Source organism: Pleurocapsa sp. CCALA 161 (assembly GCF_003003995.1).
Lineage (GTDB): Bacteria > Cyanobacteriota > Cyanobacteriia > Cyanobacteriales > Xenococcaceae > Waterburya.
The window spans coordinates 23,627-48,108 of the sequence record NZ_PVWF01000032.1 but is presented as its reverse complement, the minus strand read 5'-3'; the positions used below and the strand labels follow the sequence as shown (position 1 = coordinate 48,108).

Annotated in this window: 22 protein-coding genes; 9 read left to right on the top strand and 13 right to left on the bottom strand. The window is 40.0% G+C overall.

Annotated elements, in window-relative coordinates:
* A partial coding sequence (locus C7B62_RS26515) for a hypothetical protein (protein WP_233219896.1) occupies positions 1 to 193 on the top strand: 193 nt, incomplete at its 5' end.
* Here the strand turns inward: C7B62_RS26515 and C7B62_RS09990 are convergent.
* On the bottom strand, positions 172 to 513 hold the full coding sequence (locus tag C7B62_RS09990) for a cupin domain-containing protein (RefSeq protein ID WP_106235419.1): 342 nt from the start codon (positions 511 to 513) through the stop codon (positions 172 to 174). The genes C7B62_RS26515 and C7B62_RS09990 overlap by 22 nt on opposite strands.
* A 308-nt stretch (positions 514 to 821) precedes the next feature.
* On the opposite strand from C7B62_RS09990, the gene C7B62_RS09985 reads away from it, so the two are divergent.
* Positions 822 to 1,094 (top strand): hypothetical protein, encoded by a 273-nt coding sequence (locus C7B62_RS09985; protein WP_106235409.1) that lies wholly within the window; start codon positions 822 to 824, stop codon positions 1,092 to 1,094.
* Between the two features lie 16 nt (positions 1,095 to 1,110).
* Here the strand turns inward: C7B62_RS09985 and C7B62_RS09980 are convergent, their stop codons facing one another.
* The 5 genes from C7B62_RS09980 to C7B62_RS09965 all read right to left on the bottom strand — a co-directional run bounded on the left by C7B62_RS09980 (position 1,111) and on the right by C7B62_RS09965 (position 6,151).
* Positions 1,111 to 1,926, bottom strand: a complete 816-nt coding sequence (locus C7B62_RS09980) for an SDR family oxidoreductase (protein ID WP_106235407.1) — start codon at positions 1,924 to 1,926, stop codon at positions 1,111 to 1,113.
* Positions 1,927 to 1,988: 62 nt separating this feature from the next.
* Entirely contained in the window at positions 1,989 to 3,926 is a 1,938-nt protein-coding gene (locus tag C7B62_RS09975) for a glycoside hydrolase family 9 protein (RefSeq protein ID WP_106235405.1), read from the bottom strand.
* A 98-nt stretch (positions 3,927 to 4,024) separates the two neighbouring features.
* Positions 4,025 to 4,165, bottom strand: coding sequence for a hypothetical protein (locus tag C7B62_RS25665; RefSeq protein ID WP_158260659.1), 141 nt, complete (start codon positions 4,163 to 4,165; stop codon positions 4,025 to 4,027).
* Between the two features lie 156 nt (positions 4,166 to 4,321).
* Entirely contained in the window at positions 4,322 to 5,611 is a 1,290-nt protein-coding gene (locus C7B62_RS09970) for an RNA-guided endonuclease TnpB family protein (RefSeq protein ID WP_106235403.1), read from the bottom strand.
* 102 nt (positions 5,612 to 5,713) lie between these two features.
* On the bottom strand, positions 5,714 to 6,151 hold the full coding sequence (locus tag C7B62_RS09965) for a hypothetical protein (RefSeq protein WP_106235401.1): 438 nt from the start codon (positions 6,149 to 6,151) through the stop codon (positions 5,714 to 5,716).
* Positions 6,152 to 6,246: 95 nt separating this feature from the next.
* On the opposite strand from C7B62_RS09965, the gene lpdA reads away from it, so the two are divergent.
* Positions 6,247 to 7,680, top strand: coding sequence for a dihydrolipoyl dehydrogenase (lpdA, locus tag C7B62_RS09960; RefSeq protein WP_106235399.1), 1,434 nt, complete (start codon positions 6,247 to 6,249; stop codon positions 7,678 to 7,680).
* 59 nt (positions 7,681 to 7,739) lie between these two features.
* On the opposite strand, the gene C7B62_RS09955 is transcribed toward lpdA, so the two are convergent.
* Together C7B62_RS09955 and C7B62_RS09950 are read right to left on the bottom strand one after the other, a co-directional pair.
* Positions 7,740 to 8,981 (bottom strand): AmpG family muropeptide MFS transporter, encoded by a 1,242-nt coding sequence (locus tag C7B62_RS09955; RefSeq protein ID WP_106235397.1) that lies wholly within the window; start codon positions 8,979 to 8,981, stop codon positions 7,740 to 7,742.
* A gap of 258 nt (positions 8,982 to 9,239) precedes the next feature.
* A complete protein-coding gene (locus tag C7B62_RS09950; RefSeq protein ID WP_106235395.1) occupies positions 9,240 to 10,004 on the bottom strand; it encodes a DUF928 domain-containing protein in 765 nt (254 codons plus the stop codon).
* Positions 10,005 to 10,247: 243 nt separating this feature from the next.
* On the opposite strand from C7B62_RS09950, the gene C7B62_RS09945 reads away from it, so the two are divergent.
* Entirely contained in the window at positions 10,248 to 12,785 is a 2,538-nt protein-coding gene (locus C7B62_RS09945) for an EAL domain-containing protein (RefSeq protein WP_106235393.1), read from the top strand.
* A gap of 342 nt (positions 12,786 to 13,127) precedes the next feature.
* Positions 13,128 to 13,328 (top strand): chlorophyll a/b-binding protein, encoded by a 201-nt coding sequence (locus C7B62_RS09940; RefSeq protein WP_106235391.1) that lies wholly within the window; start codon positions 13,128 to 13,130, stop codon positions 13,326 to 13,328.
* 84 nt (positions 13,329 to 13,412) lie between these two features.
* On the opposite strand, the gene C7B62_RS09935 is transcribed toward C7B62_RS09940, so the two are convergent.
* Positions 13,413 to 15,137, bottom strand: coding sequence for an ATP-binding protein (locus tag C7B62_RS09935; RefSeq protein ID WP_106235389.1), 1,725 nt, complete (start codon positions 15,135 to 15,137; stop codon positions 13,413 to 13,415).
* Positions 15,138 to 15,286: 149 nt separating this feature from the next.
* Here C7B62_RS09935 and C7B62_RS09930 point away from each other — a divergent pair, with 149 nt between their 5' ends.
* Both C7B62_RS09930 and C7B62_RS09925 read left to right on the top strand, forming a co-directional pair.
* Positions 15,287 to 16,264 (top strand): aldo/keto reductase, encoded by a 978-nt coding sequence (locus tag C7B62_RS09930; RefSeq protein ID WP_106235387.1) that lies wholly within the window; start codon positions 15,287 to 15,289, stop codon positions 16,262 to 16,264.
* 139 nt (positions 16,265 to 16,403) lie between these two features.
* Positions 16,404 to 17,738, top strand: a complete 1,335-nt coding sequence (locus C7B62_RS09925; protein ID WP_106235385.1) for a response regulator — start codon at positions 16,404 to 16,406, stop codon at positions 17,736 to 17,738.
* Between the two features lie 46 nt (positions 17,739 to 17,784).
* Here the strand turns inward: C7B62_RS09925 and C7B62_RS09920 are convergent, their stop codons facing one another.
* On the bottom strand, positions 17,785 to 18,921 hold the full coding sequence (locus tag C7B62_RS09920) for a glycosyltransferase family 4 protein (RefSeq protein ID WP_106235383.1): 1,137 nt from the start codon (positions 18,919 to 18,921) through the stop codon (positions 17,785 to 17,787).
* A 136-nt stretch (positions 18,922 to 19,057) separates the two neighbouring features.
* On the opposite strand from C7B62_RS09920, the gene C7B62_RS09915 reads away from it, so the two are divergent.
* Positions 19,058 to 20,677 carry a peptide ligase PGM1-related protein gene (locus C7B62_RS09915; protein WP_106235381.1) on the top strand — a complete coding sequence of 540 codons (1,620 nt, stop codon included), beginning with the start codon at positions 19,058 to 19,060 and terminating at the stop codon, positions 20,675 to 20,677.
* Between the two features lie 25 nt (positions 20,678 to 20,702).
* Here the strand turns inward: C7B62_RS09915 and C7B62_RS09910 are convergent, their stop codons facing one another.
* Together C7B62_RS09910 and C7B62_RS09905 are read right to left on the bottom strand one after the other, a co-directional pair.
* Positions 20,703 to 21,386 (bottom strand): HAD family phosphatase, encoded by a 684-nt coding sequence (locus C7B62_RS09910; RefSeq protein ID WP_106235379.1) that lies wholly within the window; start codon positions 21,384 to 21,386, stop codon positions 20,703 to 20,705.
* A 24-nt stretch (positions 21,387 to 21,410) separates the two neighbouring features.
* Positions 21,411 to 22,214, bottom strand: a complete 804-nt coding sequence (locus C7B62_RS09905; RefSeq protein WP_106235377.1) for a class I SAM-dependent methyltransferase — start codon at positions 22,212 to 22,214, stop codon at positions 21,411 to 21,413.
* A 238-nt stretch (positions 22,215 to 22,452) separates the two neighbouring features.
* Here C7B62_RS09905 and C7B62_RS09900 point away from each other — a divergent pair, with 238 nt between their 5' ends.
* Positions 22,453 to 23,055 (top strand): Uma2 family endonuclease, encoded by a 603-nt coding sequence (locus tag C7B62_RS09900; RefSeq protein WP_106235374.1) that lies wholly within the window; start codon positions 22,453 to 22,455, stop codon positions 23,053 to 23,055.
* 218 nt (positions 23,056 to 23,273) lie between these two features.
* Here the strand turns inward: C7B62_RS09900 and C7B62_RS09895 are convergent, their stop codons facing one another.
* Positions 23,274 to 24,464, bottom strand: a complete 1,191-nt coding sequence (locus C7B62_RS09895) for an MFS transporter (protein ID WP_106235372.1) — start codon at positions 24,462 to 24,464, stop codon at positions 23,274 to 23,276.
* Between the last annotated feature and the right edge of the window lie 18 nt (positions 24,465 to 24,482).

The window sequence follows — 24,482 nt, the reverse complement described above, 5'->3', positions numbered from 1 at the left end:
AAACCGAGGCGGTATTCGCTGCGCTCAATACACCCGCCTCGGTTTTAGCGGGGGTCTCCACGGGAGGAGTCAGATGATTCGATTGACTCAGGAAGATTCTCAACAACTGGGCTTAACTAATGATGAATTGAAAGATGCTCAAAAAAGCTGGATTCAAAGATGCAACAGTATTTATGGCTCGTCTCTTTCGTGAATTCTAGCGGGAGGACTGGTAGCTTCAATTGCTGTAAAAGATTCGATAATTTTGTAAGTATGAGACGCACCTTTTGGTACTAACCAAGAATCTCCAGCTTCTAATTTAACTACTTGACCCTCTAGATGTAGTTCGGCTTTTCCTTTGATTACATAACCTATGGTTTCATATTCGCGAGTTTCTTCGGGTTTTAAGTCTTCTGGCTGCTCGCTATCCCAAAGACGCATGGATATGCTTTTTCCCGCCACTAAATACTTTTGACCCATTTCGCCCGTTGGCGAATTAGTAGAACTAACTTTTTTAACAGTAGTATCGCTCATAAGAGTTTTTTCAAGAGGTTTAATTGCTACACGCGTAACTTGTTTTACTTTAGTGCCGTAGCCCAAACTTTTGCTTCTACTGAAAGACAGAAAAACAACAAATTATATAAATACTTGTCTGACTAAAGCAATATATTTAAAACGTCTCATGATTTAAAATTCTTTAAACTACAAAAAAATTTCCAACTAGGTCTTGAATATATTCTTGTTAATTTCAAAATTATTTATCTCTACTATTAGCAATAGATAAGTTAATAGTCTGCACTGAAGGATAACGAAATATCTATCGAGAGTATAAACAACGCTTGATGGCTAATGTGCGGGGAGTTTGGGGATCGGGCGTAACCTTGGCAGCAGATTTTTTACATCAGTCAGGATTGATTCATTATCAATGTGGCAAAATTGCAATTTTAGATCGGCAGAATTGGGAAGACGCTGCTTGTGAATGCTATCAGCTTTGCCACGACAACTATTATATCGGGAATAAATTTGCTATCAATATACATTTCCTGCTAAGTTTAAACAAGATATTCCAGGCTGGAACACCTACCAAAAGGGCTGAGTATCTCGCCGATTTGTAATCGTCGATCGCATCATTTAAATTGCCTCGGATTTTGTAGTTAGCTGCAACATTCCTTGAGTAATACCAGGAAATAATCGATGTAAGAAAGAAGGGACTTTTGCCGAACCGACTATGACCTCCGCTTGAGGATGTTTAACTGCATCCCAGATAGCTTGAGCGACATCTTCAGATTTGCTAGCCAGGGGACTAGTGAGCATTTTTTCCATTGCTTGACGGCGGTTTTGTTCTGCTTGAGAATCGCGATCTTTAAAGATTGCCCGTTTTAAAAAATCGCTTTTAGTAACACTAGGATGTATCCCCGAAACATGGATACCTTGTGGTTCTAATTCTAAACGTAGAGTTTCGGTTAAACCCGTAATAGCGAATTTGCTGGTACAGTATGCCGTCATTTTGGGTAAGGGAACTTTGCCCCCAAAAGAGCCGACGTTAATTATATTACCTTGTTTTCTAGCGATCAAATGGGGTAACAATGCTTTAATGGTGTAGATATATCCCCAAAGATTGACGTTAATAATTGTCTCCCAATCGTCAATACTAGTTTCAGCCATGGGCGCACTCATACATATTCCTGCATTGTTAACCAAGACATCAATCGCCGAAAATTGTTCAATACCCAACTTGACTAATTCTTCTACAGCCACGCGATCGCTGACATCTGTTGGGATGGCTAATACTTGTCTGCCATAACTTTTTATTTGTTCAGCAGTAGAATCTAATTGATCCTTAGTTCGGGCGGTAATAATTAGATCGTAGCCATTTTTGGCAAACAACAAAGCAGTAGCTTTACCAATTCCTTGAGATGCACCAGTGATTAAAGCAGTAGAAGACATATTGATCGAGCAAAATTGAATATTAAGGTGACTTTGAATCTAATTATAGAGAATATTGTAATTTACAGTTTTGATTCCCACAGCAGTTCGTCGCGATCAAGCAGACTAATCTTGATAATTCGCATTGGTTTGCTAAATATATTGCCCAAGCTACCAAACCACCCCCCATTACTGTCCGATTCATTAGCGAGTTTGACAACGATTTGTTTTTTGTAATCTTCTTCACCTCCTGGATAAATCACCGTTCCTTCACAGCTTACCTGAGTAGAAAAAGTGCCATTGCCTAACTTGACTGGTTGGGCTATGGAATTAATAGGGCAGTTTGGAGATACCGCCGATATGGACATATTTTCTGGTTCGAATTTGCCTTGGTAAGTTATCCGTAAGACAGGATTCTCAATACCTTTAGCAGGAGCATGAGATTGATTGAAGATAGAAAGAGTTAACTCTGTGGCTGCTTGAATTTCCTTGATTTGAGATTCAACATAAAGCTGTGGCTGATTTACCGAGGGAAAAGTTATTTCTGCTAGAGGCTCTCCACCAAATTCGGCATACATCTTCGCCAAAGCCCCCGTAAAGGCTGCATTGTAGCCAACGCCTACTTCATTTCTAATCCAATCAGTGCGATCGTCCTCCCAGTTATCCTGTTCATCTGGCCCCCCTACTAACGCCCCCATCAAAAGGTTACGGGTTTCTACTGGGTCGGACATACTATTCAACCAACTACCATGAGCAGTGCGGTGATGGGGGTTTTGGGGCGAGTTTTCACCATAGCCAATTTGATAACTGCGTTGAGCAGGATTTTTCCCTAGGATATAGTCAATTTGGCTCACGCCAAAATTCAAATAACGCTGCGCTTTATCTATTTGACCTTGAGATTTTAGCCAATCGCTGTAAATAAAACCGACAAAACTAGTATTAGCGCTTAAAGCCAGAGAAGCCCATTTAACTAAAAAAGCTAAACCACCAGGAGTATAAGTGATTTTTTCTCCCTGATAGCCTATCGTCCAAAAATCCAACCAAGCTTCAGTTCGTTGCTGATATTCTTCCTTCCCTGTTAATTGAGCGAGCAAGACATAAGTACCATAAGATTTATCATCAAACTGGTAAGTATAGTTATAGGGTTTGCTCATTTGGGCATACTCAGACTCTGCCTTAGCTAAATATTCTGAATCACTACCTTGAGCTTGTTTCGCCTTATATAACCAAATTGCACCCCAAACCAACTCATCTTGATAACCATTATTGGAGGTATAAAAAGGATTTGCAGCTTGGAGACAGTCGGAATATTTACCCCGATAGGTGTCAGCAAAATCAAATAGCCGTTCAGCTTTTTGCACTAGTAGATTGGCATATTCCGTCTCACCCTGATTACGAAACAGAATTGAACTAGAAGCCAAAGCAGCAGCAGTCTCCGCTGCTAAATCCGTTCCAGGACAAGTCGTATCAATTTTGTAGGCTGGGCGCTCCATTTCGTAATGCACCACCTCCAAGGGGCCCCACCAATTATGGTCTAGCTCACCGTTGCCCACCTGTCCATAGAGAACATATTCTCCAGGATTATCATTAGCAAAAGAACTGAGTAAATAATCAGTAGCCCATTTAATATTTTGCGTTAAATGTTCTAACTGACCTGCTGCTTGATAAGCATCATAATATTCAATCCCGCCCCAAGCTAAATTAACTACCGAAAACGCCAAAGGAAAATTAAACTTGACGTTATCTCCAGCATCAACCCAACCGCCAGTCAGATCTAACCCGACATCTGCCCCATCTTTGGGGGTAGAATCTCCCCGCCAGGGAAAACGATTCCACTCTGGTAGTTTGCCCGTCTGTTGTGCTTCATAAAATAAAATCGATTTTTGTAGTGCTTCGCCATAGTTTATGCTCTCTAAGCTGAAGCTTGGTGAGGAGGTCAAAGCAACCAAGACAAACGCCATCAGCCCCGCTAATATTTGCTTTAATTTGGGGTTTTTGCTCAAGTTGAAGTTTAAATACATCAGTAAATATATAAAAATGTTTTAATTTACTAGGCTATCGTGCAATACGTTACATATTCGATAAACTAAGAAATTTTCATATTTGAAGCAGCAAAATCTTAACTCTGTTTTGAGATCGCCAATTCTATAATTGCCCAAGGTATCCATAAAACTGGCTCTGTACCTAGATCTGGTCGATTAGCATAATCACTTCCTTGAATTGCTTGGTCGTATTGGTCAATTAATCCATGTTGATTCAACTTGATATTTAGCTTATGTGCAAAATCAGTTTCTAAACTATTACAAACAAATGAATGAAATCCTCCACAATCGTTGCCAAGAACTTCATAACCAAGAAAGTCATGATTGATGTTGATAGTTTGATTTGACTGTAGGGTTTGTTGACACTCCCACCACTAAATGATTGACTCCACTATCGTTTCGTCTTTCATTTTAGTGGGGGATTCTACATTCACCGACTCGCCATTAGCCAATAGGTTTACACCAACTGACCAAGAGGGCAAATCTCCTGTAGCGTACCGACAGTTCCCTGCGGAGGGAAACCCGTCCGCAGGACTGCCGTAAATTCCCGTGTGACCCACGGTACATAGTCCTTTTTTCAGGATATTGAGGCTAGCTGCAACGTCTCGATCTTCCGTATATCCGCAACTGCAAACATGAGTACGAGTAGAGAGAGATTTTTTGACTCGTTTACCGCAAGCTGGGCAATCCTGAGATGTGTACTGTGGTGGAACAGCAATGGTTATTTTCCCCATTTTCCATCCAAAGTATTCTACCCATCTGCGGAATTGCGTCCAGCCAGCATCCGATATGGATTTAGACAATCTGCTATTACGGACTAGATTCTTGACCTGTAAGTCTTCATAGACAATACAATCGTTAGAAGTACATACGGTACGCGCTAGTCTCTTAGCGTGTTCTTCCCGCTTTCTACTTATTCTCAGGTGTAATCTAGCGTAACGATTTCTAGCTTTGTGATAGTTTTTAGATTGCTTTTGTCCCTTCCTGAACTTCCTTGACTTGCGACGATTAAGCTTATTTAATCGTTTTTCACCTTGTCTATAGAATCTGGGGTTAGCCTCAGTGTGACCTGTACTATCAGCATAGAAATATTTCAAACCAACGTCTAAACCAATTGCTTTTCCAGTGGGTTCAACATTTTCTTTTACTTCGATTGAAATGCAGAATTGACAGTAGTAACCGTCTGCTCTACGGATCAATCTAACCCGTTTTATTTCTTCAGGTTGATAAAAGTAAATATCCCTTGAACCTACGAGTTTCAACCTACTTATACCTTTTTTATCGGTAAAAGTAATATGTTTTTTAGTAGTTTCATCTAGCTTCCAGCCAGATTGTTTATACTCAACTGAACGAGAATGTTTTTTAAACTTTGGAAATCCTTTTTTTCCTTTGATTTGCTTTTTGCAGTTATCAAAGAAACGACTAATAGCACTCCAAGCTCGTTCGGCTGATGATTGTCTAGCAGTTGAGTTTAATTCATTTGCAAAACCATACTTTTTAGCTATGACACGACAATACTTATTAAGGTCGTATTTATTGACCTCTTTGTTGTCTAGCCAATAGCGCAAAGCTTTGTTTCTGACAAACTGACCTGTGAGGATAGCCTCGTCAATTGCCAGATATTGATGTTGTTTTGCTTTGATTTTATACTCTATTACAATCATGTATTTATGCTATCCCAATTAGCACAATATTGTCGCTAACGCGGTTTTGTTTATTGGCAAAAATTCATCTCACCGCTAAAACATTGGGCGCGTCTAACTATGTTAGACTTGAATCGCCCTCGTTTTTAGCGAGAGTCTTCTTTTTGCATAGAGATAAACTCCTTCCTGAAAGTTATTAGAGGATAATTCCTCCTGCAAATAAAGATCGCGATATTTAGCAGTTGTGGCGATCGCTATTAGCTTAATATTGTGGATATTGCTTAAATAATCAGTAGCAAACTCTCTTGCCAGATTTAGATCGACAAAAACTCCACCCCAACCATATCTATTTTGCTCAAACCATTTATCTGCTTGACCTTGCAGCAACTTAAATTCTTCAATAGTCAGTTTTAATTTTCTCCTGTATTGCTCCCTATCTTCACTATCATTGACCCAGGTCAAAATAGCTAAATCGGGATGGTGAGAACAAATACAAGTACTGAGACTGCAGGGTGAACTCTCAACCAGATAATAACCGCCTAAAAAGTATGTTTCTGTCATAGACTTTTGTTTTTCTAGGTGTTGATTCTATCCTCTATTTAATCGCAGATAAACTTTACAATAAGAGATTGCAGCAATTATATGAAGAAATAGCAATGAGTGAGTTTGATTACGATTTAATTATTATTGGGGCAGGGGTTGGGGGTCATGGTGCAGCATTACACGCAGTTAAAAGCGGTTTAAAAACGGCAATTATTGAAGCGGGGGACATGGGGGGAACTTGTGTTAACCGTGGCTGTATTCCTTCCAAAGCCCTACTAGCAGCCTCTGGTAGAGTTAGAGAATTTGGCGATCGCCATCATCTTCAAGACATGGGCATTCAACTAGGGGAGGTGCAGTTTGAGCGTCAGGCGATCGCTGACCATGCTACCAATTTGGTCAATAAAATTCAAGGAGATTTAACTAATAGTCTCAAACGTCTCAAGGTGGATATCATTCGTGGCTGGGGAGAGCTGGCAGGAACACAAAAGGTTAAAGTATCAGGTGATGATGGGGATAAAATCTATACAGCTAAAGAAATTATGCTTTGCCCTGGATCTGTGCCTTTTGTCCCTAGAGGGATTGAAACTGATGGTAAAACTGTCTTTACAAGCGATCAGGCAGTTAAGTTAGAGTCTCTTCCTGACTGGATTGCCATTATTGGTAGTGGCTATATTGGGTTGGAATTTTCTGATGTATATACGGCTTTGGGTTGTGAAGTAACCATGATTGAAGCTTTAGATACTTTAATGCCTGGTTTCGATCCTGATATTGCCAAGATAGCCAAAAAAGTTCTTCTCGATCAGCGAGATATTGAAACCTACAAGGGTGTCTTTGCCACTAAGATTACTCCTGGTACACCCGTCCAAATTGAATTAACTGATGCCAAAACCAAAGAGGTAGTAGAAGTCTTAGAGGTGGATGCTTGTTTAGTCGCGACTGGACGTATTCCCGCCACTAAAAAACTCGGTCTAGAAACTTTAGCTGTTGAAATTGATCAACGTGGCTTCATTCCCGTCAACGATAAAATGCAGGTATTACGAGATGGCAAACCCGTACCTCACCTTTGGGCGGTAGGAGATGCGACAGGTAAAATGATGTTAGCCCATGCTGCTTCAGGACAAGGAGTAATTGCGATCGAAAATATTTGTGGCACAGACAAGGAAATAGATTACCGTTGTATTCCCGCTGCTGCCTTTACCCATCCTGAAATTAGCTATGTCGGCTTAACCGAAGCCCAAGCAAAAGAATTAGGACAAACCGAAGGCTGGCAAGTAGCTACAGTAAAATCTTTTTATAAAGGGAACTCCAAAGCCTTAGCCGAAGGAGAAACCGAAGGTGTCGCTAAAATTATCTATCGTCAGGATACAGGAGAATTATTGGGAGTACACATCATCGGTATTCACGCTTCCGACTTAATTCAAGAAGCAGCCAATGCGATCGCCAAGCGAGAATCTGTGCAAAATCTCTCTTTTAATATCCATACTCATCCTACCCTGTCTGAAGTGTTAGATGAAGCCTATAAACGCGCTCAAGTAGTTGCGGTATAAGTTAATTAGTTGCCCTCTAAGCCAAATATGATTTAGAGGGTTGTTTTTATAACAAGCATTTAAGCTTCTTCGGGCTTCCAGGGGGCAAACCAAGGTAGTAATATTAGCCCAGGTACGGCTGCTAACAAAGTAAATAAGAAAAAACCTGTCCAGCCGATCTCCTTGGCAAATATGCCGGCTGGAGCAACCAAAATATCACGGCTAAAAGCCATTAAACTCGACAAAAGAGCAAATTGTGTAGCAGAAAAGCGTTGATTGCATAAACTCATCAAAAAGGCGACGAAAGCAGATGTTGCCAATCCAGAACATAAATTTTCGATATTGATTGCCAAAACCATAAACTGATAATTTTGCCCTAGCTGTGCTAGCAAAAAGTAAACTAAATTACTGAATGCTTGCAAAATACCAAAGATCCACAGAGAACGATTAATTCCCAAGCGACTCAGAACTACTCCCCCAAGTAAAGCACCAACAAGAGTGGCAATTAAGCCCATCCCTCCTTGAATTGCACCAATATCAGTTTGCGTAAACCCAATCTGAAGCAAAAAAGGAGTCACCATGTTATTTACTAACGAATCTCCTAGTCTGTAAAGCACGATAAAAACTAAAACCAAAAAACCTTTGGTTATTCCCAATCTTTGAAAGAACTCTTGAAACGGGAGGGTAATAGCTTGTGCGAGATTGGTGGGGGGTTGCTCTGGTAAAATTGGTTCTGGCGACCAAATAGAAAAGATGATATTTATTGCCATCAACCCCGCCAAGAATAAATAAACTCCCTGCCAAGAAATGCGATCGGCTAAAATCAGCGCTAATGAACCTGTAACGAGCAAAGCAATACGATATCCTAAAACGCCGATTGCTGCTCCTGCTCCTGTTTCCCATTCCGTGAGAATATCGGTACGATAGGCATCAAAAGCAATATCTTGACTGGCACTTAAAAAAGCAATGATCACTGCATTAATCGCAAAAAGCTGTAGAGCTTGCTTAGGTTGTTGTAAAGACATAATGGCGATCGCAATCGTTAGACCAATTTGCGTGACAACTAACCACCCGCGACGACGACCTAAAAACGGTGGAACATAGCGATCTAAAAATGGAGCCCAGAGAAATTTAATCGAATAAGGTAGTGAAACTAAACTGAGTAAGCCAATGGAAGCTAAATCGACTTTCTCTACTGTCATCCAGGCTTGTAGAGTTCTGCTAGTTAAAAATAAAGGCATTCCTGAAGAAAAACCCAACAACAGCAAAGCTATCATTTTACGGCTTTGAAAAACTTGTAACAGAGACTTAGTTGTTTTCATTGATTGAGATAAAAAACCTCGAATAAATTCGTTAAATGGAAAATGACTCTGGAATGTCTTCCACTCAAAGAGTATTCATGATCGAGCAATTTTGTCAATTTGTTCGCTGGCGATCCGTAGGATACATCTATTTGGGAGCGATCGCTTAGAGCGCCAAGAGAAGAAAGGACGCGCCAGCTTATGTGAAGCTGATGTGAAGTGGTATTTTTTGAGTAATCTGTCGCTAAGAGTCTTAATGTTGCTTAATTTTTACTTTATTTAGCGTAAATTAGCTGGATTTTCCACTAATTTTGCGTCGATAAAAGGTTCAGATGCCAGGTTTTCTAAGCCAACAGAAACTAACATTTCCGACCATTTTTGACGAATCATAGTTTTCTCTGTCATAGAAGTTGGATCTTCAGTCAACGCCGATAAAGCGTCGAACCAAAAACCTTGTTGACGATAAACTTCTGCTTTTTCAAGCGAACTTGCTTCATTTAACTGCTGTTGAGTAGCTAGGTTAAGTCTTCCTTGACGCATCCAGCCTTCAACTACAATGTCACGAGAACGCTCTTGATGATTGCAAATCATCGATAAGTACCAACGGTAGTTTTGATTTGGTTGGAGCAGATTGGACTTAACTTCAGCAGGAACTTTGATGCTAATAATGCCGTTGCCCTTAGTAGAGAGAAAAGTTTCGTACATTAGTTGATCTTGTTCATTGCGTAAAACAAACTCTAGGGTGCTGGAATTTTTAAGCTCTGGAACGTAGAAAAATAGCTGAGGCGAAGCAGCAGCATTCATTCCCACAGTCTTTTGTGGAATTAACGCCATTAAGTTAGGGTTTTCAGTATTGGCAACGCAACTATCTCGACTGGATCTACTACCCCCATCTCGGCGATGAGTTGGCAAGCCAAAATCTGAAGCTCTAGTTTCTGCTGATTCTGCTGATTTTGGTTTTGCCGTAGCAGGGTTAGTTAATCCTAAATAGATTAGGTTTGCAATGAGAGTTAAGCTTAAAAATGAAAACAATTTATTAGACATATATTTAATGTTTAGCCTTAATCTTATCTATTTATTAACAAGTTAATTATCATTATTTGTGTCTATTATTTTAACCATGCTCAATCTAAAGCGCCATCTAGATAAAACTCATTTATACTTGTTATTGATTTGCTTTGACTAATGATAGATTCTAAACATTTTTACTTAGGTTATTAAATTAACCAGAATTTTTATAAGTAAAAATACGTAATAAAAATATTTATTTAAACTTAAAGTGTTTTGATGAAATTTAGATTTAATAGTCTCAAAAATAAATGCTTGATTAAAATTCAAGCCAATAATTGGCTTAATACCTATAAATTTTCTCTACTCCTGTTAACTATTTTGATTGCAGTTGCAGTAATGGGAGTGCGACGTTTAGGTGCATTACAGGCTTTAGAATTATTAGCCTATGATTGGATGATTAATCTGCACAACGAAAATCAAACCGATCCTCGACTATTGCTAGTAGAAATTACGGATAAAGATATCGAAAAACACGGCAGTTATCCCCTTAAAGACGAGTTAATTGCTCAATTATTGCGAAAATTACAGCAAAATCACCCCAAAGTAATTGGATTTGATCTGTATCGCGAAGTAGCATATCCTCCTGGTACAGATGCTCTCAGACAGGAATTACAAAAAGATAATGTAGTTGTAATTCAATTGATTGGTAATGGAGAAAATGGTGTTTCAGCACCCCCTGGAGTAAAGCCAGATCAAATCGGTTTTAACGATCTTGTGGCTGATATAGGAGATGATGTTTTACGTCGTAACTTAATGTATGTTCAGTTTGGTTCAGCACCAATCCAAGAAATGTATTCTTTTCCACTGCGCTTAAGCCTTAAATATTTAGAGGAGCGTCAGCTTAAGTTGCAGGTTGGTGATGATTTTCTTCAGATTGGTGAGGCAAAATTTCCCGATTTAAAAGCCAATTCAGGCGGGTATCAGCTTGAACCTTCTGAAACCGCAGGTCAACAAATTCTCATTGATTACCAATCTCCTAATATTGCTCAACGGGTTACTTTAACCGAAGTTTTAGCAGGAAAAGTTGCCCCTAGTCTAATCAAAGACAAGATCGTTTTAATTGGTGCTACCTCCATCAGTGTCAAAGATATTTTATCCACACCTTATAACCAAGGTTCCGATAGCTTAATGCCAGGAGTGGTAGCCCAAGCTCAAATGACTAGCCAAATTTTAAACATAGTTTTGGATAATGCTCCCTTGTTTTGGTTTTGGTCAGAATGGTGTGAAGGACTTTGGGTGTGGGGTTGGTCGTTAGTAGCCGTAGCGATCGCCTGGAAATTGAAACACCCAGTAGCGATTGTTGTCGGGGGTATAGTTGGTGTTGGCAGCTTAATAACTGTTTGTTTTGTTATCTTTACTTTTGCTGGCTGGATTCCCTTGATGCCAGCAGCAATTAGTTTAACCGTAACTATTGCCAGTGTTTTGGGTTATAAAGCACTTTATAATCTTTTCTACGATTCCCTGACAGGATTGCCGAATCGGAGTTTATTCGCCAAACAACTCAAAAAACTTCAACAAAAAGACAAGTCTCCAGGTTTTATTGGTATTTTATGCCTGGACTTAAATCGTTTTAAGTTAATCAATGACGGTTTGGGATATCAAGCAGGTGATCGCATCTTAATTGAAACAGCCCAAAGGCTGCAAGAAAATTTAAATTCTCAGACAATTTTGGCAAGAGTTGGTGCAGATGAATTTGCGATCGCCATTAAAACTGATGAATACACCGCCGAAGCGATCGAAATTGCCAATAAGTTAGATCGCGCGATCGCTTCACCTTATCAACTGAAGGAACAAGAAATCTTTACTTCTGCCAGCATTGGTTTAGCCTTTAATCGCCAAGGAGAAAACTTTCAGCCAGAGGAGTTATTACAAGCTTCCCACGCGGCTATGTATCAGGCAAAAGTAGCGGGTAAAAGACGACATGAAATTTTTACCACTAACATGCACGAACAGGCTCTCAAGCGACTTGAACTGGAAGCTGATTTAAACCAAGCGATCGGCAATCAAGAGTTTGAACTCTATTACCAGCCGATAATTTGTTTGAAAACAGGCATTATTAAAGGTTTCGAAGCTTTAGTACGCTGGCAGTCGCCGACTCGTGGCTTTGTTTCTCCTGGAGAATTCATTCCCGTTGCCGAAGAAACAGGTTTGATTGTGCCAATGGGAGAGTGGATTTTGACTACCGCCTGCGATCAAATGCAGCAATGGCGCAAACAGTTTCCTTATGCAGAATCGGTGGTGATCAGCGTTAATCTTTCTAGTAGACAGTTTGCTCAAGCTAATTTAATTGCACAAGTGCAAGAAACATTAATTACCACAGGATTAGCGGGGGGAAATCTTAAGCTAGAAATTACTGAGAGTATGGTGATGGATGATGTGGAAAATACGATTGACCTACTGCGCGAGTTGAAAAAACTAGACATCAAAATTAGCATGGACGATTTTGGCACAGGCTATTCTTGCTTTAGTTATCTTCATCTTTTTCCTCTTGATACTTTGAAAGTGGATCGCTCTTTTGTCTGTAATATGAATCAGGGAATCAAGAATCAAGATATTGTCAGCACCATCGTCATTTTGGCTCATAAATTGGGTATGGACGTGATTGCTGAAGGCATCGAAACTAGAGCCGAACAAGATATTCTACATCGCTTTAATTGTGAATATGGACAAGGGTATTATTTTGCCAAACCATTATCTCAACAGGATGCAACGCAATTACTTGAGCAGAATAAAATATGGAAAACTGATTACTGATCCTAAATCCGCTTGGCAAAGGTAATGTTTGATTTCTTCGTATAGAGAAATATATTTTTTATTCAATATTTAAATTTAGAGCAAAAAGTATTTTGTAATACTTTTTTAGCCTATTCCCCTAAACTGCATCAGCTTTTAGTATGTTGCGATACATTAAAATACTTTTTTTGTATCATTTATAGCAAATCAAAATATCAATGCTGATCGATCAAAAAAATATCGAAATAACTTAAATCTATTTCTAAATACATCTAAAGATAGATAACATTAAGAAATATATTTTCTATCTTGAAAGTAGTTAATATTTATTCACAATTCAAGGAATTATCAATCATGGCAAATATGGAAAACAAAACACCAGACGTACATTATGGCGCTCAGTCCGAACGTAAATATGGCGAGTTTGCGACTAAGTTTCAGTTCGGCTCTAATCCCAGTGCAGAAATTTGGAATGGCAGATTAGCAATGATTGGCTTTTTAGGCGCAATGGTAGTAGAACTAACCACTGGTCAAGGCTTCTTCCATTGGCTTGGTATTGTGTAATTTTATCTGCGATCTCTGACTTTCATTTCTAATTCTCTTGTCAGTAATTTATTTACAACCCTGTCTTTGACAGGGTTGTTTTAGTTAAAATCCTAAATCTGCTTTGGCGACTTTTGCAGCTGCATACACTTCTTCATTGGGCATTTCTTCCCAATCAGTACAGCCAATTTCGCGATAGAATTGGGCATCATAGGGTCGAGTACGGACAACTACGGGCATCGGTACAGCATGACCTAAAATTAAAGCCTGTTGTTTAGAATCAAGCTTGGCTAAGACAGATTTTAAATTTGCTCCTCCAGACACTCCAGTAAAAATTGCCTCAATGTCTTTTTCATCGTTAAGCAAGCAGGTGACACGAGTTCCGATCTGGGACATAACCTCGTTATCAATTCCTGAAGGGCGCTGATCCACTACTAGCAGGGTAACAAAATATTTGCGCATTTCCCGCGCGATCGTGCCAAAGATAGTTTGATGAACGACGCCAGAATCGAGGAAACGGTGGGCTTCTTCAATAGTGATCACAAGCTGACGAGGTTTGTCTAGGGGGTTTTTGGTTTGCAGAAAGTGATCGGCTTTCTTGACATAGCTGGCATGAATACGGCGAGTAATCATATTAGTCGCCAACATATAAGACAGCATATTGGACTGAGAACCAAATTCGATAATTACGTTTTTTCCCGCAGCCAAATCTTGAATTAGCTGATCGATGTAGTTGTGGGGACAAGTTGAGCGAATATATTTAAGGGTATCAAAGCGCATTAATTTGCGCTGCAAGGATGAAATTGACCCCTGGTGTCCTTGTTTTGCTTCGCAGAACATTTTGATGTCTTCGTTAGTCATGTTGAGCAAACGCACAATCCAAGATTTACCATACTCGTTATAGAGAATATTGGCGTTGTCCATTGCCGCTTCCGATAAGCCTAACTCTGAAGCAACTAATTTTAAATCTTCAATCTCAATCTGATCGTAGCTCAAATAAAGCTCCTGAGCATCCCTAACACCTCGACGTTTCGTAGATTCAGGATCGAGGGTATACATCATTACTTTACCTGGGAAAAGCTGACGCAAACCTTTAACAGTACTTACCTGCTTACCTTCTTTCATGGCTTCCCAACCATACTCCGAATGCATATCAAACATTAGATTGACTGCTGCTTCTTTGCGAATTACCCCTGATAATAATAAACGAGTGAGAAATGATTTACCTGTACCAGACTTCCCAAAAATGCCGTTACTCCTTTCCACAAAGCGATCTAGATCAATACAGACTGGCACTTCCATATCCAAAGGTTGACCAACAGAAAAATTACGCCGAAATGGATCGTCTTCCCAACCAAAGACGCTACGAAAGTCATGTTCGCTTGCTTCATAAACTTGACTAAAATGAGCGGGAATTGTTTTCACGGGTAGCAATTCCATGTCGGCGCTGGAGTTGGGCTGCATTGAACCCAAACTAGTATTAAGATCTAGATCGGGATCTATGGGCAGGGTAGAAAAATCGCTCTGGGTTGCCGTGGGAGTAAACATCAACATCGGAGACAGCGCGACTGTACCGTAAGTACCACTTCCTGCTAAAACATCTCGTAAAAAAGTATCGTCAATAGGAGGAGGATTAGCAATAATGCGATCGCTGGAACAGCCAAGAGAAACATCAGTAAGTAAGCAAAAGAAACGAGATCTAGTTCCCTGCACCACTAAAAATTTACCGACACGCATATCTTCCACCGATACATCTGGGTGTAATCTTACTTCTAAACCTTTGGTTAAAGAACCTTGAATGACTGAACCTAAAGGGAGTTGCGAGTTCATGTTTTGTTAGTTATCAGATGTTAATGAAGATGCAAAGCCGAATATATTTTTGCTAATATGCAGGATTTTTCTGCTAAAGAGACGCTTATTCCGCTAATTCTAGCCGATTTAGTTTTTAATATCCTATCAAATTAAAATAAGAAGTTATGATGTCAAGTACTAAAGAACTGATTCTGCCCCAGATGGGCTGCGGAACTTGGGCATGGGGAAATCGTTTACTGTGGGGTTATGACCAAAGTATGGATCCTCAATTACAAGCAGTATTCAATCTGTGCGTTAGCAACGGTGTAACTTTGTTTGATACTGGGGACTCTTACGGTACAGGTAAACTCAATGGTCAAAGTGAAAAGCTACTAGGAAAATTTGAGCGGGAATATCAGGGGGTAAATAAAGAGCGGATCTGCTTGGCAACTAAACTGGCTGCTTATCCCTGGCGATTAACTGCAAAATCAATGGTCAAGGCAGGAATTGCCTCAATAGAGCGCATGGGGAGGGTAGATTTGGCCCAGCTGCACTGGTCAACGGCTAATTACTTTCCCTGGCAAGAATGGCAGCTTTTGGATGGTTTAGCCGATTTATATGAACGGGGGGTAATTAAGGGGGTGGGACTATCTAACTATGGAACAAAGAGATTAAGACAAGTTCAGCAAAAATTTAGCGATCGCAATATACCCATTGCCACTTTGCAGGTGCAGTATTCTTTATTATCCACCTATCCCATAACTGAATTAGGCCTTAAAGATACCTGCGATGAATTGGGGATTAAACTTATTGCCTATAGTCCCCTGTGCTTGGGCATCCTCACGGGCAAATATAATGACCCGAGTACCTATCCCAAAGGGTTACGAGGAATACTTTTCAGAAGATTAGTTCCCGAAGCTAAACCACTGTTAGATTGTCTAGAGGCGATCGCGCAATCCCGTCATAAAACCATGGCGCAAGTAGCAATTAATTGGTGTATTGCTAAAGGTGCAATGCCGATTCCTGGAGCAAAAAATATCAAACAGGCACAGGAAAATATTGCCGCCCAAGACTGGCTATTGGATGCGGGAGAAATAGCAGAATTAGATCGTGCAGCAGCAAACATACCTCGGGCAATGGTTCAAAACATATTTCAAAGCAAATAGCAGCAAATCGCCGATATTGATTGGTTTAATAAAATTTCGCTGTTATTTCAGTATTTATGTTCTTATTTGAGAAAATAACTCCTTTCTGGTATTTTGAGGAAAGCTTCTCTGAAAACACAATAATTGATATTTATCAAGTATGACTACTAATGATGTGATGGAAAGTAGACAATTTGTTGTCGCTAAACCATCTTCTCAAGATTCTTCTCTTCTTAGTACTACAGGAAATGTCAACCAAAATTTTTACAAGCCCAAAATTCGTGTATTGATTGTTGATGATCTCAAGCTGGTTTGTGAAGGATTACAAGCGATATTTGCTGACAATCAAGATATTGAGATAGTTGGATATGCGCTGAATGGAAAAGATGCAGTTGAGCAGGTAAGCAAAATTAAGCCTGATGTAGTGGTTTTAGACTTAGTGATGCCTGTTATGGGTGGTATTGAGGCTACCAAAAGAATTACCAAACAAAACCCCGATGTCAAAATTCTCATTTTAAGCGCATTTAATAAAGATTCTAACGATTCGGTTGTGTCAGAAATAATAACTGCTGGAGCGAATGGCTACGTCTTGAAAAACATGGTTATGAGCGAATTGGCTTTGGCAATTCGCTCTGTTCATAGTGGTTCTTATCACTTTGCCGCCGAACTGATGGATAGTCTCGCCAAAATTGCAGTTTCAGACTTCAACGTAAATGCTAACCATAAGGAAAAGGAGATCAATTTAGCGCCCCAAAAAGTATCTCCCACAGACTCTCCAGTAGTTAAAGCCAAACTTTCAGCCACTAAGGCTACTGCCAAAAAAGCCAAAAAACCCAAACCAGAAAAACCATTGTTGCCCTATGCAGATTGGGCGCTAGTCGTATCGGGAATACTTGTGTTATCCCGTATCGAGGGCGCAGGACATGATCTAGGACATATAGGATTGTTCTTGCTCATGCTTGCTTTAATGGCTCGTCCGATTAAAGTTTGGTGGGATATTCCTTTAAAATATCGTCGAGGTGTTGGGGTAATTGCTTTTGCCGCTGCGCTAGCTCATGTAATCTATGCCACAGAAAATTTTTTGGAAGGAAATTGGGCAACAATTTCCTTAATGTCTACTCAAAATAAGTGGGGAATGTGGTCAGGCATCATCTCTTTGAGTATTATGATTCCTGCGGCAGCAACTAGCTTTCAATTTATGCAGCGTCAATTAGGCAAAGCTTGGCGTCAGATTCACTTATTAAGTTTGCCTTCCATGATTTTCGCAGTAGTACATACGGTTCTAGTTGGTCCACACTATTTAATGCCAGATGCACAGGTGGAAGCAGTTGATTACTTGCGAGCCTTCAGCGTCATCGCAGTAGGCATATTGATATGTTTACTAAGACAACGTGCTATTTGGTCTAAACTAAAATTAAATGACCTGGGCAAATCTGTTAAAAACAGATTCAAGTTTGTTTTTAACAAATTAAAGTCTGTTAAAATTTCTGTTTAGGTTGATGTGTTTAACCTGAACGAAGGACATTTAGGCAGTTTTGGTATTAACTATCATCGCTCAAGGCTAATTGATAGATATCAGCGTATTGTTGAATAATTCTACTCAAATCGTAGTTGGTTATTTTTGTCTGAGCTTTTTGTGCCATTACTGCCAAGCTGTCAGGATCTTCAATTACTTTGGACATTGCTTGTGCGAGGGCATCAGTATCTCCTAGATCGACTAATAAACCACAGCCGTTTTCTAATAAATCTTGAGTACCGCGAATGTTTGAGCCAATTACAGGGGTATTTAAACACATAGCTTCCATAATGCTACGGGGTAAGCCTTCCTGTTGAGAAACTAGTAAGACAGCATTAGCAGCTTGAATTAAGGTGGGGATGTCGTCACGATAACCTAAAAAGTGTACTTGATTGACTATTCCTAATTGTTTGGCTAATTCTGCCATTTTGGGCTTAACGCTACCTTCTCCTGCTAAAGCTAAATGAACTTGAGGATTAGCCACTTTTGCTAAAGCATTGAGCAAGTCTTGATGTCTTTTACGGGGTGTAAATTCAGCAATGCATAGTAATAGAGTATCTGAGTCGGTTAAATTTAACTGCTGACGAACCTGTGCTAGATTTACAGGCTCAACCTTGCTAGAAGCATAGTAGTTAATATCTACGCCAATGCCAGGAGTATAGTAAATTCTGTTGGCTGGTAGAAAATTATACTTTTTGGCAGCAGCTTCATCTTCTTGGTTAATGGTAATTAAATAATCAGTCCACGCCCCCGCCAGCTTTTCTAAACTTAAAAAAATAGCGTTTTTAACTATATTCCCACCATGATAAAAGTGAAAACCATGAGCGGTATAAATAACCTTGATTTTTTGGTTATTCTTTAAGGCATACCGAGTAACAAAGGCAGCAATAGGAGTATGAACATGAACCAGATCATAATCTTCTTGTGCTACTACTTGCTTGACTCGCGAGACTCCAGACCATAAATTTCTTGGATCGAAAACGTTACGTGACCATTGAATATCATAAATGCGATCGCATGTTTCTACACAATCTCGATTGGCTGAAATACCCTGCGCCATAGCGTCTACCTGCCAACCTAAACTGCGAAAATGTTGGATCAAAGGAAGCAGGAAACTGCGAATTGTAATAGGGACGGTGGTAACAACCAAAAGTTTAGGCATAGGAAAAGAAGGGGAAAAAGAAAAATCAACAACAGGAGTACTTTTATTAATTCTTGAGACAGATGAAATATTGATATTCGCAGCAAGTATACTATAACTCTTGGAGTTTGCCCGACAAGTATAGTCATTCTAGGTTATGGAAGATAGTCATTCAGCAGCAAAGCGTTTCCGACAGCTACAAAATCAGCTTCGAGAATGGACGAGATCTTTTGAAGAAGGTCAACTGTGGCAGAGTGTCGATATTTTCGATCAGGATGACTATGATATTTTAGTGATTCCTTCCTTTAGCGTCGATCAGCAGGTGGGAAGTAAAGTGCCAGGGTTTTTGCATTATGAAGAAAGACTATTATTTTCTTTGATTCGTCTGCGTAATCCTTTGACTAGGGTAATTTATCTGACCGCGTTACCTCTGTGTCCCATTGTCATTGATTACTACCTGCAACTCCTGCCAGGAATTCCTTTTTCTCATGCGCGCGATCGCCTATTATTAATTAGCACCTATGATGGCTCTCTCAAACCCTTAAGCCAAAAGATTTTAGACCGCCCCCGATTGGTGGCAAAGATTCGTCGTGCGCTGCGTCCTCATAAGTCTTATATGGTTTGTTACAACTCTACCGAGCTTGAGCAGCAGCTATCTTTAAAGCTGGGTATTCCCCTATTGGCAGCATCTCCTGAAGTACTCAAGTGGGGTTCTAAAAGCGGTAGCCGTCGTATTTTTGCCGAGGCGGGAATTGCTCATCCTGACGGCAGCTACACCGTGAAAAACGTCCCAGATTTAATCCAAGATTTATGGCAACTCTGGCAAAGACAGCCGAACTTACAACGGGTGGTAGTAAAGCTCAACGAAGGCTTTTCGGGAGAAGGAAATGCTTTGCTAGATTTAAGACCAATTCAAGCATATGCTCCTGGTCAAAAAGATGAAGCTCAAACTAAAATAGCTCTAAGTAAACAGCTAGAAAATATGAGCTTTCAAGCGGGAGAAGAAACCTGGTCGACTTTTTCGGCACGTATTCCTAAATTAGGAGCAATTGTGGAGGCTTTTGTCGAAGGGGAAATTAAGCGATCGCCTAGCGTACAGGGCTACATTCGACCATCGGGGGAAGTGGAAATTATCTCGACTCACGATCAGATTTTGGGGGGTGTAGATGGACAGGTATACGAAGGCTGTTATTTTCCTGCGGATGTCGACTATCGACATAAATTACAAGAGTTGGGTTTAAAAGTTGGTGAAGTTTTAGCTGCCAAAGGAACGATCGAACGTTACGGAGTAGATTTTATTGCCGTGCAGGATACAAAGACCAAACAATGGGATCTTCAAGCGATCGAAATTAATCTCCGCAAGGGTGGCACAACCCATCCCTTTATGACCTTAAGATTACTGACTAACGGCAGATTTGATTACGACACAGGCAACTTCTTAAGCCAACAAAATCAAGAAAAACACTATATTGCCACCGATAATTTGCATAAAGCACAGTATCAAGGTTTATTACCAAACGATCTCATGGATATTATTGCTCAAGAAAGACTACATTTTGATAGCAGCAGTCAAACAGGGACGGTATTTCATCTGATGGGTGCATTATCAGAATTTGGCAAGCTGGGTTTAACGAGTATTGGCAATTCTCTAGAAGAGGCTCAAGAGATTTACGATCGCGTTGAGGCAGTATTAGACCAAGCCACAGCAGCTTCTGCTACTGATGATGCTCAAGAAAATCCTCTCTCCCTGCCGATTAACTGGAGCAGTAACCAGTAAATGAGCGAAGCTATCAACTATTCAGTTAATTAATCCGAGATAAGACGCCATCTACGCGATCAAGTTCAATTTCTAGAAAATCATCAACAGTCCAGTTTGCTTGACGCTGTAACATATGGAGAGGATAAAGATTAGAGATGCCCACTACTTGGATCTTTGCCCGCTTGGCTGAAGTGATGCCAATCGGATTGTTTTCAATTGCCAAACATTCTTGCGGATTCAAGTTGAGCTTGGAGACTGCCAATAAATAAGGTTCTGGTTCTGGTTTGCTCAATTTTAAATCGTCACCAGCTACAATTAAATCAAAGTACGAAGCGAGTTCGACTTTTGCCAACACATATTCTACTTCTGAACAAGCTGCACCTGTTACTAAACCAACAGCTATGTTTTCCTGTTTTAACTGAGTAAGAAACGGGGTTAAATTTGCTGGTAAGGCTATTTCTGACAATTGATCGATTTTCTGACGATAACCTTGGGCTTTAATTTTCAGCAGCTTGTCAAGATATTCATCAGCTAAAATACGACCCCGATTAGCTAAAATATCTTTTAAGCAGGCGCGATCGCTTTTACCACGACAATATTGAGTATATTCATCATCATCAGCCCGCAAGTTTTCACTGAGAAGGATTTCTGCAATTAATTCTTGATTGATCGCTTCATCATCAATAATTACACCACTAAACTCTAGAAAAACTGCTTTAAGACTCATAAATTAAACATTAGGTATTAATTACTACTTACTGCTCGATTTTACTCCTATAGTTAGCTGATTTGTCCACCAAACATCTTCGGTTAGTACCTGATTAAAACCAGCCTTACCCATCCAGGCATCAGTACTACCTGCTGCATATTCTTTGAGATAAGGCTCGTCAAATATATCAGACAGCCAAGTAGTGTTCCGTAGGGTTTTCTGATGACCATCCAAAATAACGATCTGTCCTTCTGGCTTGAGCAGACGATAAGCTTCTTGTAGCACCTGTTGGGCAATAGAAGTAGGCATTTCATGAAACAATAACGAAGCAGTCACAACATCGAACTCAGCATCAGCAAACTTAGTTGCTTCTGCCAACCCATGAATCCAGTTAATGTCTAACTGTGCCTGCTGTGCTTTGTATTCAGACATGGTTAGCATCTGAGGGGATAAATCTAACCCCACAACTTCAGCAGTGGGAAAAGCCTGCTTAAGCATAATTGTTGTTGAACCAGTACCGCAACCCAGATCGAGAATTCTACGGGGACTTCCTATAACAGCTTTAATTACTGCTTCGCGATTCCAAGTTTCATTAGGCGGGAGGGCATGTTTAGTCACAGGATCGTAGGTTACTGCTGCACCCGAAGTCAGATAACCCCCAGTGATACCATGAAAATTCTGAGAAGTATAATATTCAGGATATACCAACTCTGGATCTTTGAGGCGATCGCCAGCTTTCGCCCAATCAATACTGTCAGAGAGTTCTTTGAGTGCCTCGCGATCGATTAAAAAACCAAATATGGGCTGGATGAATTTTTCCCACAAAGTATCTTGAGCAGTGGTCATTAGGTTTGTAGTTAACAGGGTTTGTTCCCTATATATTTTAGGCAATATTGTTCAATTACGCTTTAATACTACCCTATCTAGTAAAGTCACCAATTCACTCTATTCTTAAGGCAATAGTAAAAAATACTGTATTGGTGTCATAGATCAAGCGATCGCTATATAGAGTAATTTGAATAAATTATTTGATATACTTAAAAAGTCATAAATCCAATTAATACAATGGTTTAGAGGTTTTAAGATGACCATTGCTACTCATATTAACAATACTCAACCATTACTGCTCAATGTTAGCAATACCACTCTCCACGTCACCCCTGAAGAATTCGATTCTCTGTGTATTGACAATCCTGATTTAAGACTTGAATTAACCAAAGACCAAAAATTGATTGTTATGCCTCCAACAGGCGGTGAAAGTGGCAAGAAAAATATTGACTTAACTATTCAAGTTGGTGGTTGGAGTAAACACACAAAATTAGGACAAGCTTTTGAGTCTTCAACTGGCTATGACTTTATCGCCATTGGTGGTGGCAAAATGTCTCCCGATGTGTCTTGGATTGAAAAGTCGCGATTAGAGGGAGTAGATATCACAGGCTTCATTCCAGTCGTGCCTGATTTTGTCATTGAACTTCGTTCTGCTACTGATCGATTAAATATCCTCAAGACTAAGATGTTCGAATATCAAGGTCTAGGCGTGAAATTAGGGTTGCTAATTAATCCTCAAGATCAACAGGTTGGAATTTATCGCTTAGGGCAAGAGGTAGAAGTGTTAGAATCGCCTATGACGGTTGATTGCAGCGATATTCTGCCTGGATTTAACTTAGATTTGGCGGAAATTTGGTAAACATTTGAGTTGTTGGGTTTCGTTCCTCTATCCAACTTACAAGATCTGTTCGTAGGTAGTAGGTAGTAAATATCCTAACTTTAGTACTTATTTACTATACTTGTTTAGCAAATAGAATATAAAAGCATAATTTTCTAGAAATAGACCCTATTGGTATAATTGGTGGTCTAATATTCGGGTTACTAAAGTCATTATCTTTAATATCAGGATTAGTCGCTCTAATAACAGTTTTGACAAAATGAGTTAATTTGTTTTCTCAAAGCTAAAAAGGCGATCGCCACTACCAGTAAACAAACTCCTGTAAAGCTGTAGGTGTTAGCCAAACCAATTCCATTAGTAATGGGTTGAGAAACTAGCGGAGATAAAAACTGACCCAAGAAAAAGAAGGTGGTTAAACCACCCAAAGCTCGACCACGTAAAACATCGGGAATGATGCTCGACAGCCAAACATTAAGATTAGGCATTAATAAGCCAAAACCTAAACCAGCAATGATTAAACCGATTAAAACCATGTTGTAACTACCAGCTATACCAATAATTAAATACCCCACTGCTGCTACACCAAAAGCAAGGACTATAATACTGATAAAACCCAAACGCCTTTTAACAAATCCATAACGCAACGATGCGATCGCACTGGCTAAAGTTGAGGCGGCAATTGCCAACCCCGAAGCAGAAGCAGAAGCATTACTAAGATTCTGGAGATAAAACGGTAGTTGTACGGGAATTAAATAAAACACCACCATATAGAACCAAGCAACACCATAAATCATGGCTAGTACGCCGATGGGCATACTCGGCTGGTTTGCAGAAGAAGATGTTTGGTTGAGTATCTTACGCTCAGGTTCGTAAATAGTTACAGCGATCGCGATTAAAATAGCCCAAGCTGAAAGGTAAATTAGAAAAGGGAAGCGCCAGTTAAGATCGGCAATCAAGCCGCCGACTGAAAGAAATACTACTCCTCCCAAACCCATAAATGCTGCCTGCAAACCCATAAAGTTAGCCCGCGTTTGACCTGTATAATAATCAGCAATTAAAGTGGTTACCCCAGTCATAATTCCCGCTACCGATAGTCCTAATAAAGCACGACCAACCAAAATTGCACCCAAAGAGTTCAAGATAAAACCAGAACTACCAGCGATACCATAAAGTAAAGCCGAACCAATTAATAAAGGTTTGCGACCAAGACGATCTACCAGTTGACCGGCAAACATTCCGCCAATAGCGATAAATAACGCGGGGATAGTCAATACCAAACGAACTAACAGCGCGGAATTGGATACATCAGCAAAATACTCTTGCATCGCGGGTAGTGAAGGGGCAATTGTTGCTCCCGACATTACTGTTAAAGTACTAGTTAGTAATAAAGTTGCCTTGAGTGGTAAAGAATTGGAATTAGTTAGGCTCATTGATTATGCTTAAGAAGT

Bases quoted from the DNA above. Each gene is read 5' to 3' on its own strand.
- C7B62_RS09990 (WP_106235419.1), bottom strand. From the start codon at position 513: ATGAGCGATACTACTGTTAAAAAAGTTAGTTCTACTAATTCGCCAACG.
- C7B62_RS09985 (WP_106235409.1), top strand. From the start codon at position 822: ATGGCTAATGTGCGGGGAGTTTGGGGATCGGGCGTAACCTTGGCAGCA.
- C7B62_RS09980 (WP_106235407.1), bottom strand. From the start codon at position 1,926: ATGTCTTCTACTGCTTTAATCACTGGTGCATCTCAAGGAATTGGTAAA.
- C7B62_RS09975 (WP_106235405.1), bottom strand. From the start codon at position 3,926: ATGTATTTAAACTTCAACTTGAGCAAAAACCCCAAATTAAAGCAAATA.
- C7B62_RS09970 (WP_106235403.1), bottom strand. From the start codon at position 5,611: ATGATTGTAATAGAGTATAAAATCAAAGCAAAACAACATCAATATCTG.
- C7B62_RS09965 (WP_106235401.1), bottom strand. From the start codon at position 6,151: ATGACAGAAACATACTTTTTAGGCGGTTATTATCTGGTTGAGAGTTCA.
- lpdA (WP_106235399.1), top strand. From the start codon at position 6,247: ATGAGTGAGTTTGATTACGATTTAATTATTATTGGGGCAGGGGTTGGG.
- C7B62_RS09955 (WP_106235397.1), bottom strand. From the start codon at position 8,981: ATGAAAACAACTAAGTCTCTGTTACAAGTTTTTCAAAGCCGTAAAATG.
- C7B62_RS09950 (WP_106235395.1), bottom strand. From the start codon at position 10,004: ATGTCTAATAAATTGTTTTCATTTTTAAGCTTAACTCTCATTGCAAAC.
- C7B62_RS09945 (WP_106235393.1), top strand. From the start codon at position 10,248: ATGAAATTTAGATTTAATAGTCTCAAAAATAAATGCTTGATTAAAATT.
- C7B62_RS09940 (WP_106235391.1), top strand. From the start codon at position 13,128: ATGGAAAACAAAACACCAGACGTACATTATGGCGCTCAGTCCGAACGT.
- C7B62_RS09935 (WP_106235389.1), bottom strand. From the start codon at position 15,137: ATGAACTCGCAACTCCCTTTAGGTTCAGTCATTCAAGGTTCTTTAACC.
- C7B62_RS09930 (WP_106235387.1), top strand. From the start codon at position 15,287: ATGTCAAGTACTAAAGAACTGATTCTGCCCCAGATGGGCTGCGGAACT.
- C7B62_RS09925 (WP_106235385.1), top strand. From the start codon at position 16,404: ATGACTACTAATGATGTGATGGAAAGTAGACAATTTGTTGTCGCTAAA.
- C7B62_RS09920 (WP_106235383.1), bottom strand. From the start codon at position 18,921: ATGCCTAAACTTTTGGTTGTTACCACCGTCCCTATTACAATTCGCAGT.
- C7B62_RS09915 (WP_106235381.1), top strand. From the start codon at position 19,058: ATGGAAGATAGTCATTCAGCAGCAAAGCGTTTCCGACAGCTACAAAAT.
- C7B62_RS09910 (WP_106235379.1), bottom strand. From the start codon at position 21,386: ATGAGTCTTAAAGCAGTTTTTCTAGAGTTTAGTGGTGTAATTATTGAT.
- C7B62_RS09905 (WP_106235377.1), bottom strand. From the start codon at position 22,214: ATGACCACTGCTCAAGATACTTTGTGGGAAAAATTCATCCAGCCCATA.
- C7B62_RS09900 (WP_106235374.1), top strand. From the start codon at position 22,453: ATGACCATTGCTACTCATATTAACAATACTCAACCATTACTGCTCAAT.
- C7B62_RS09895 (WP_106235372.1), bottom strand. From the start codon at position 24,464: ATGAGCCTAACTAATTCCAATTCTTTACCACTCAAGGCAACTTTATTA.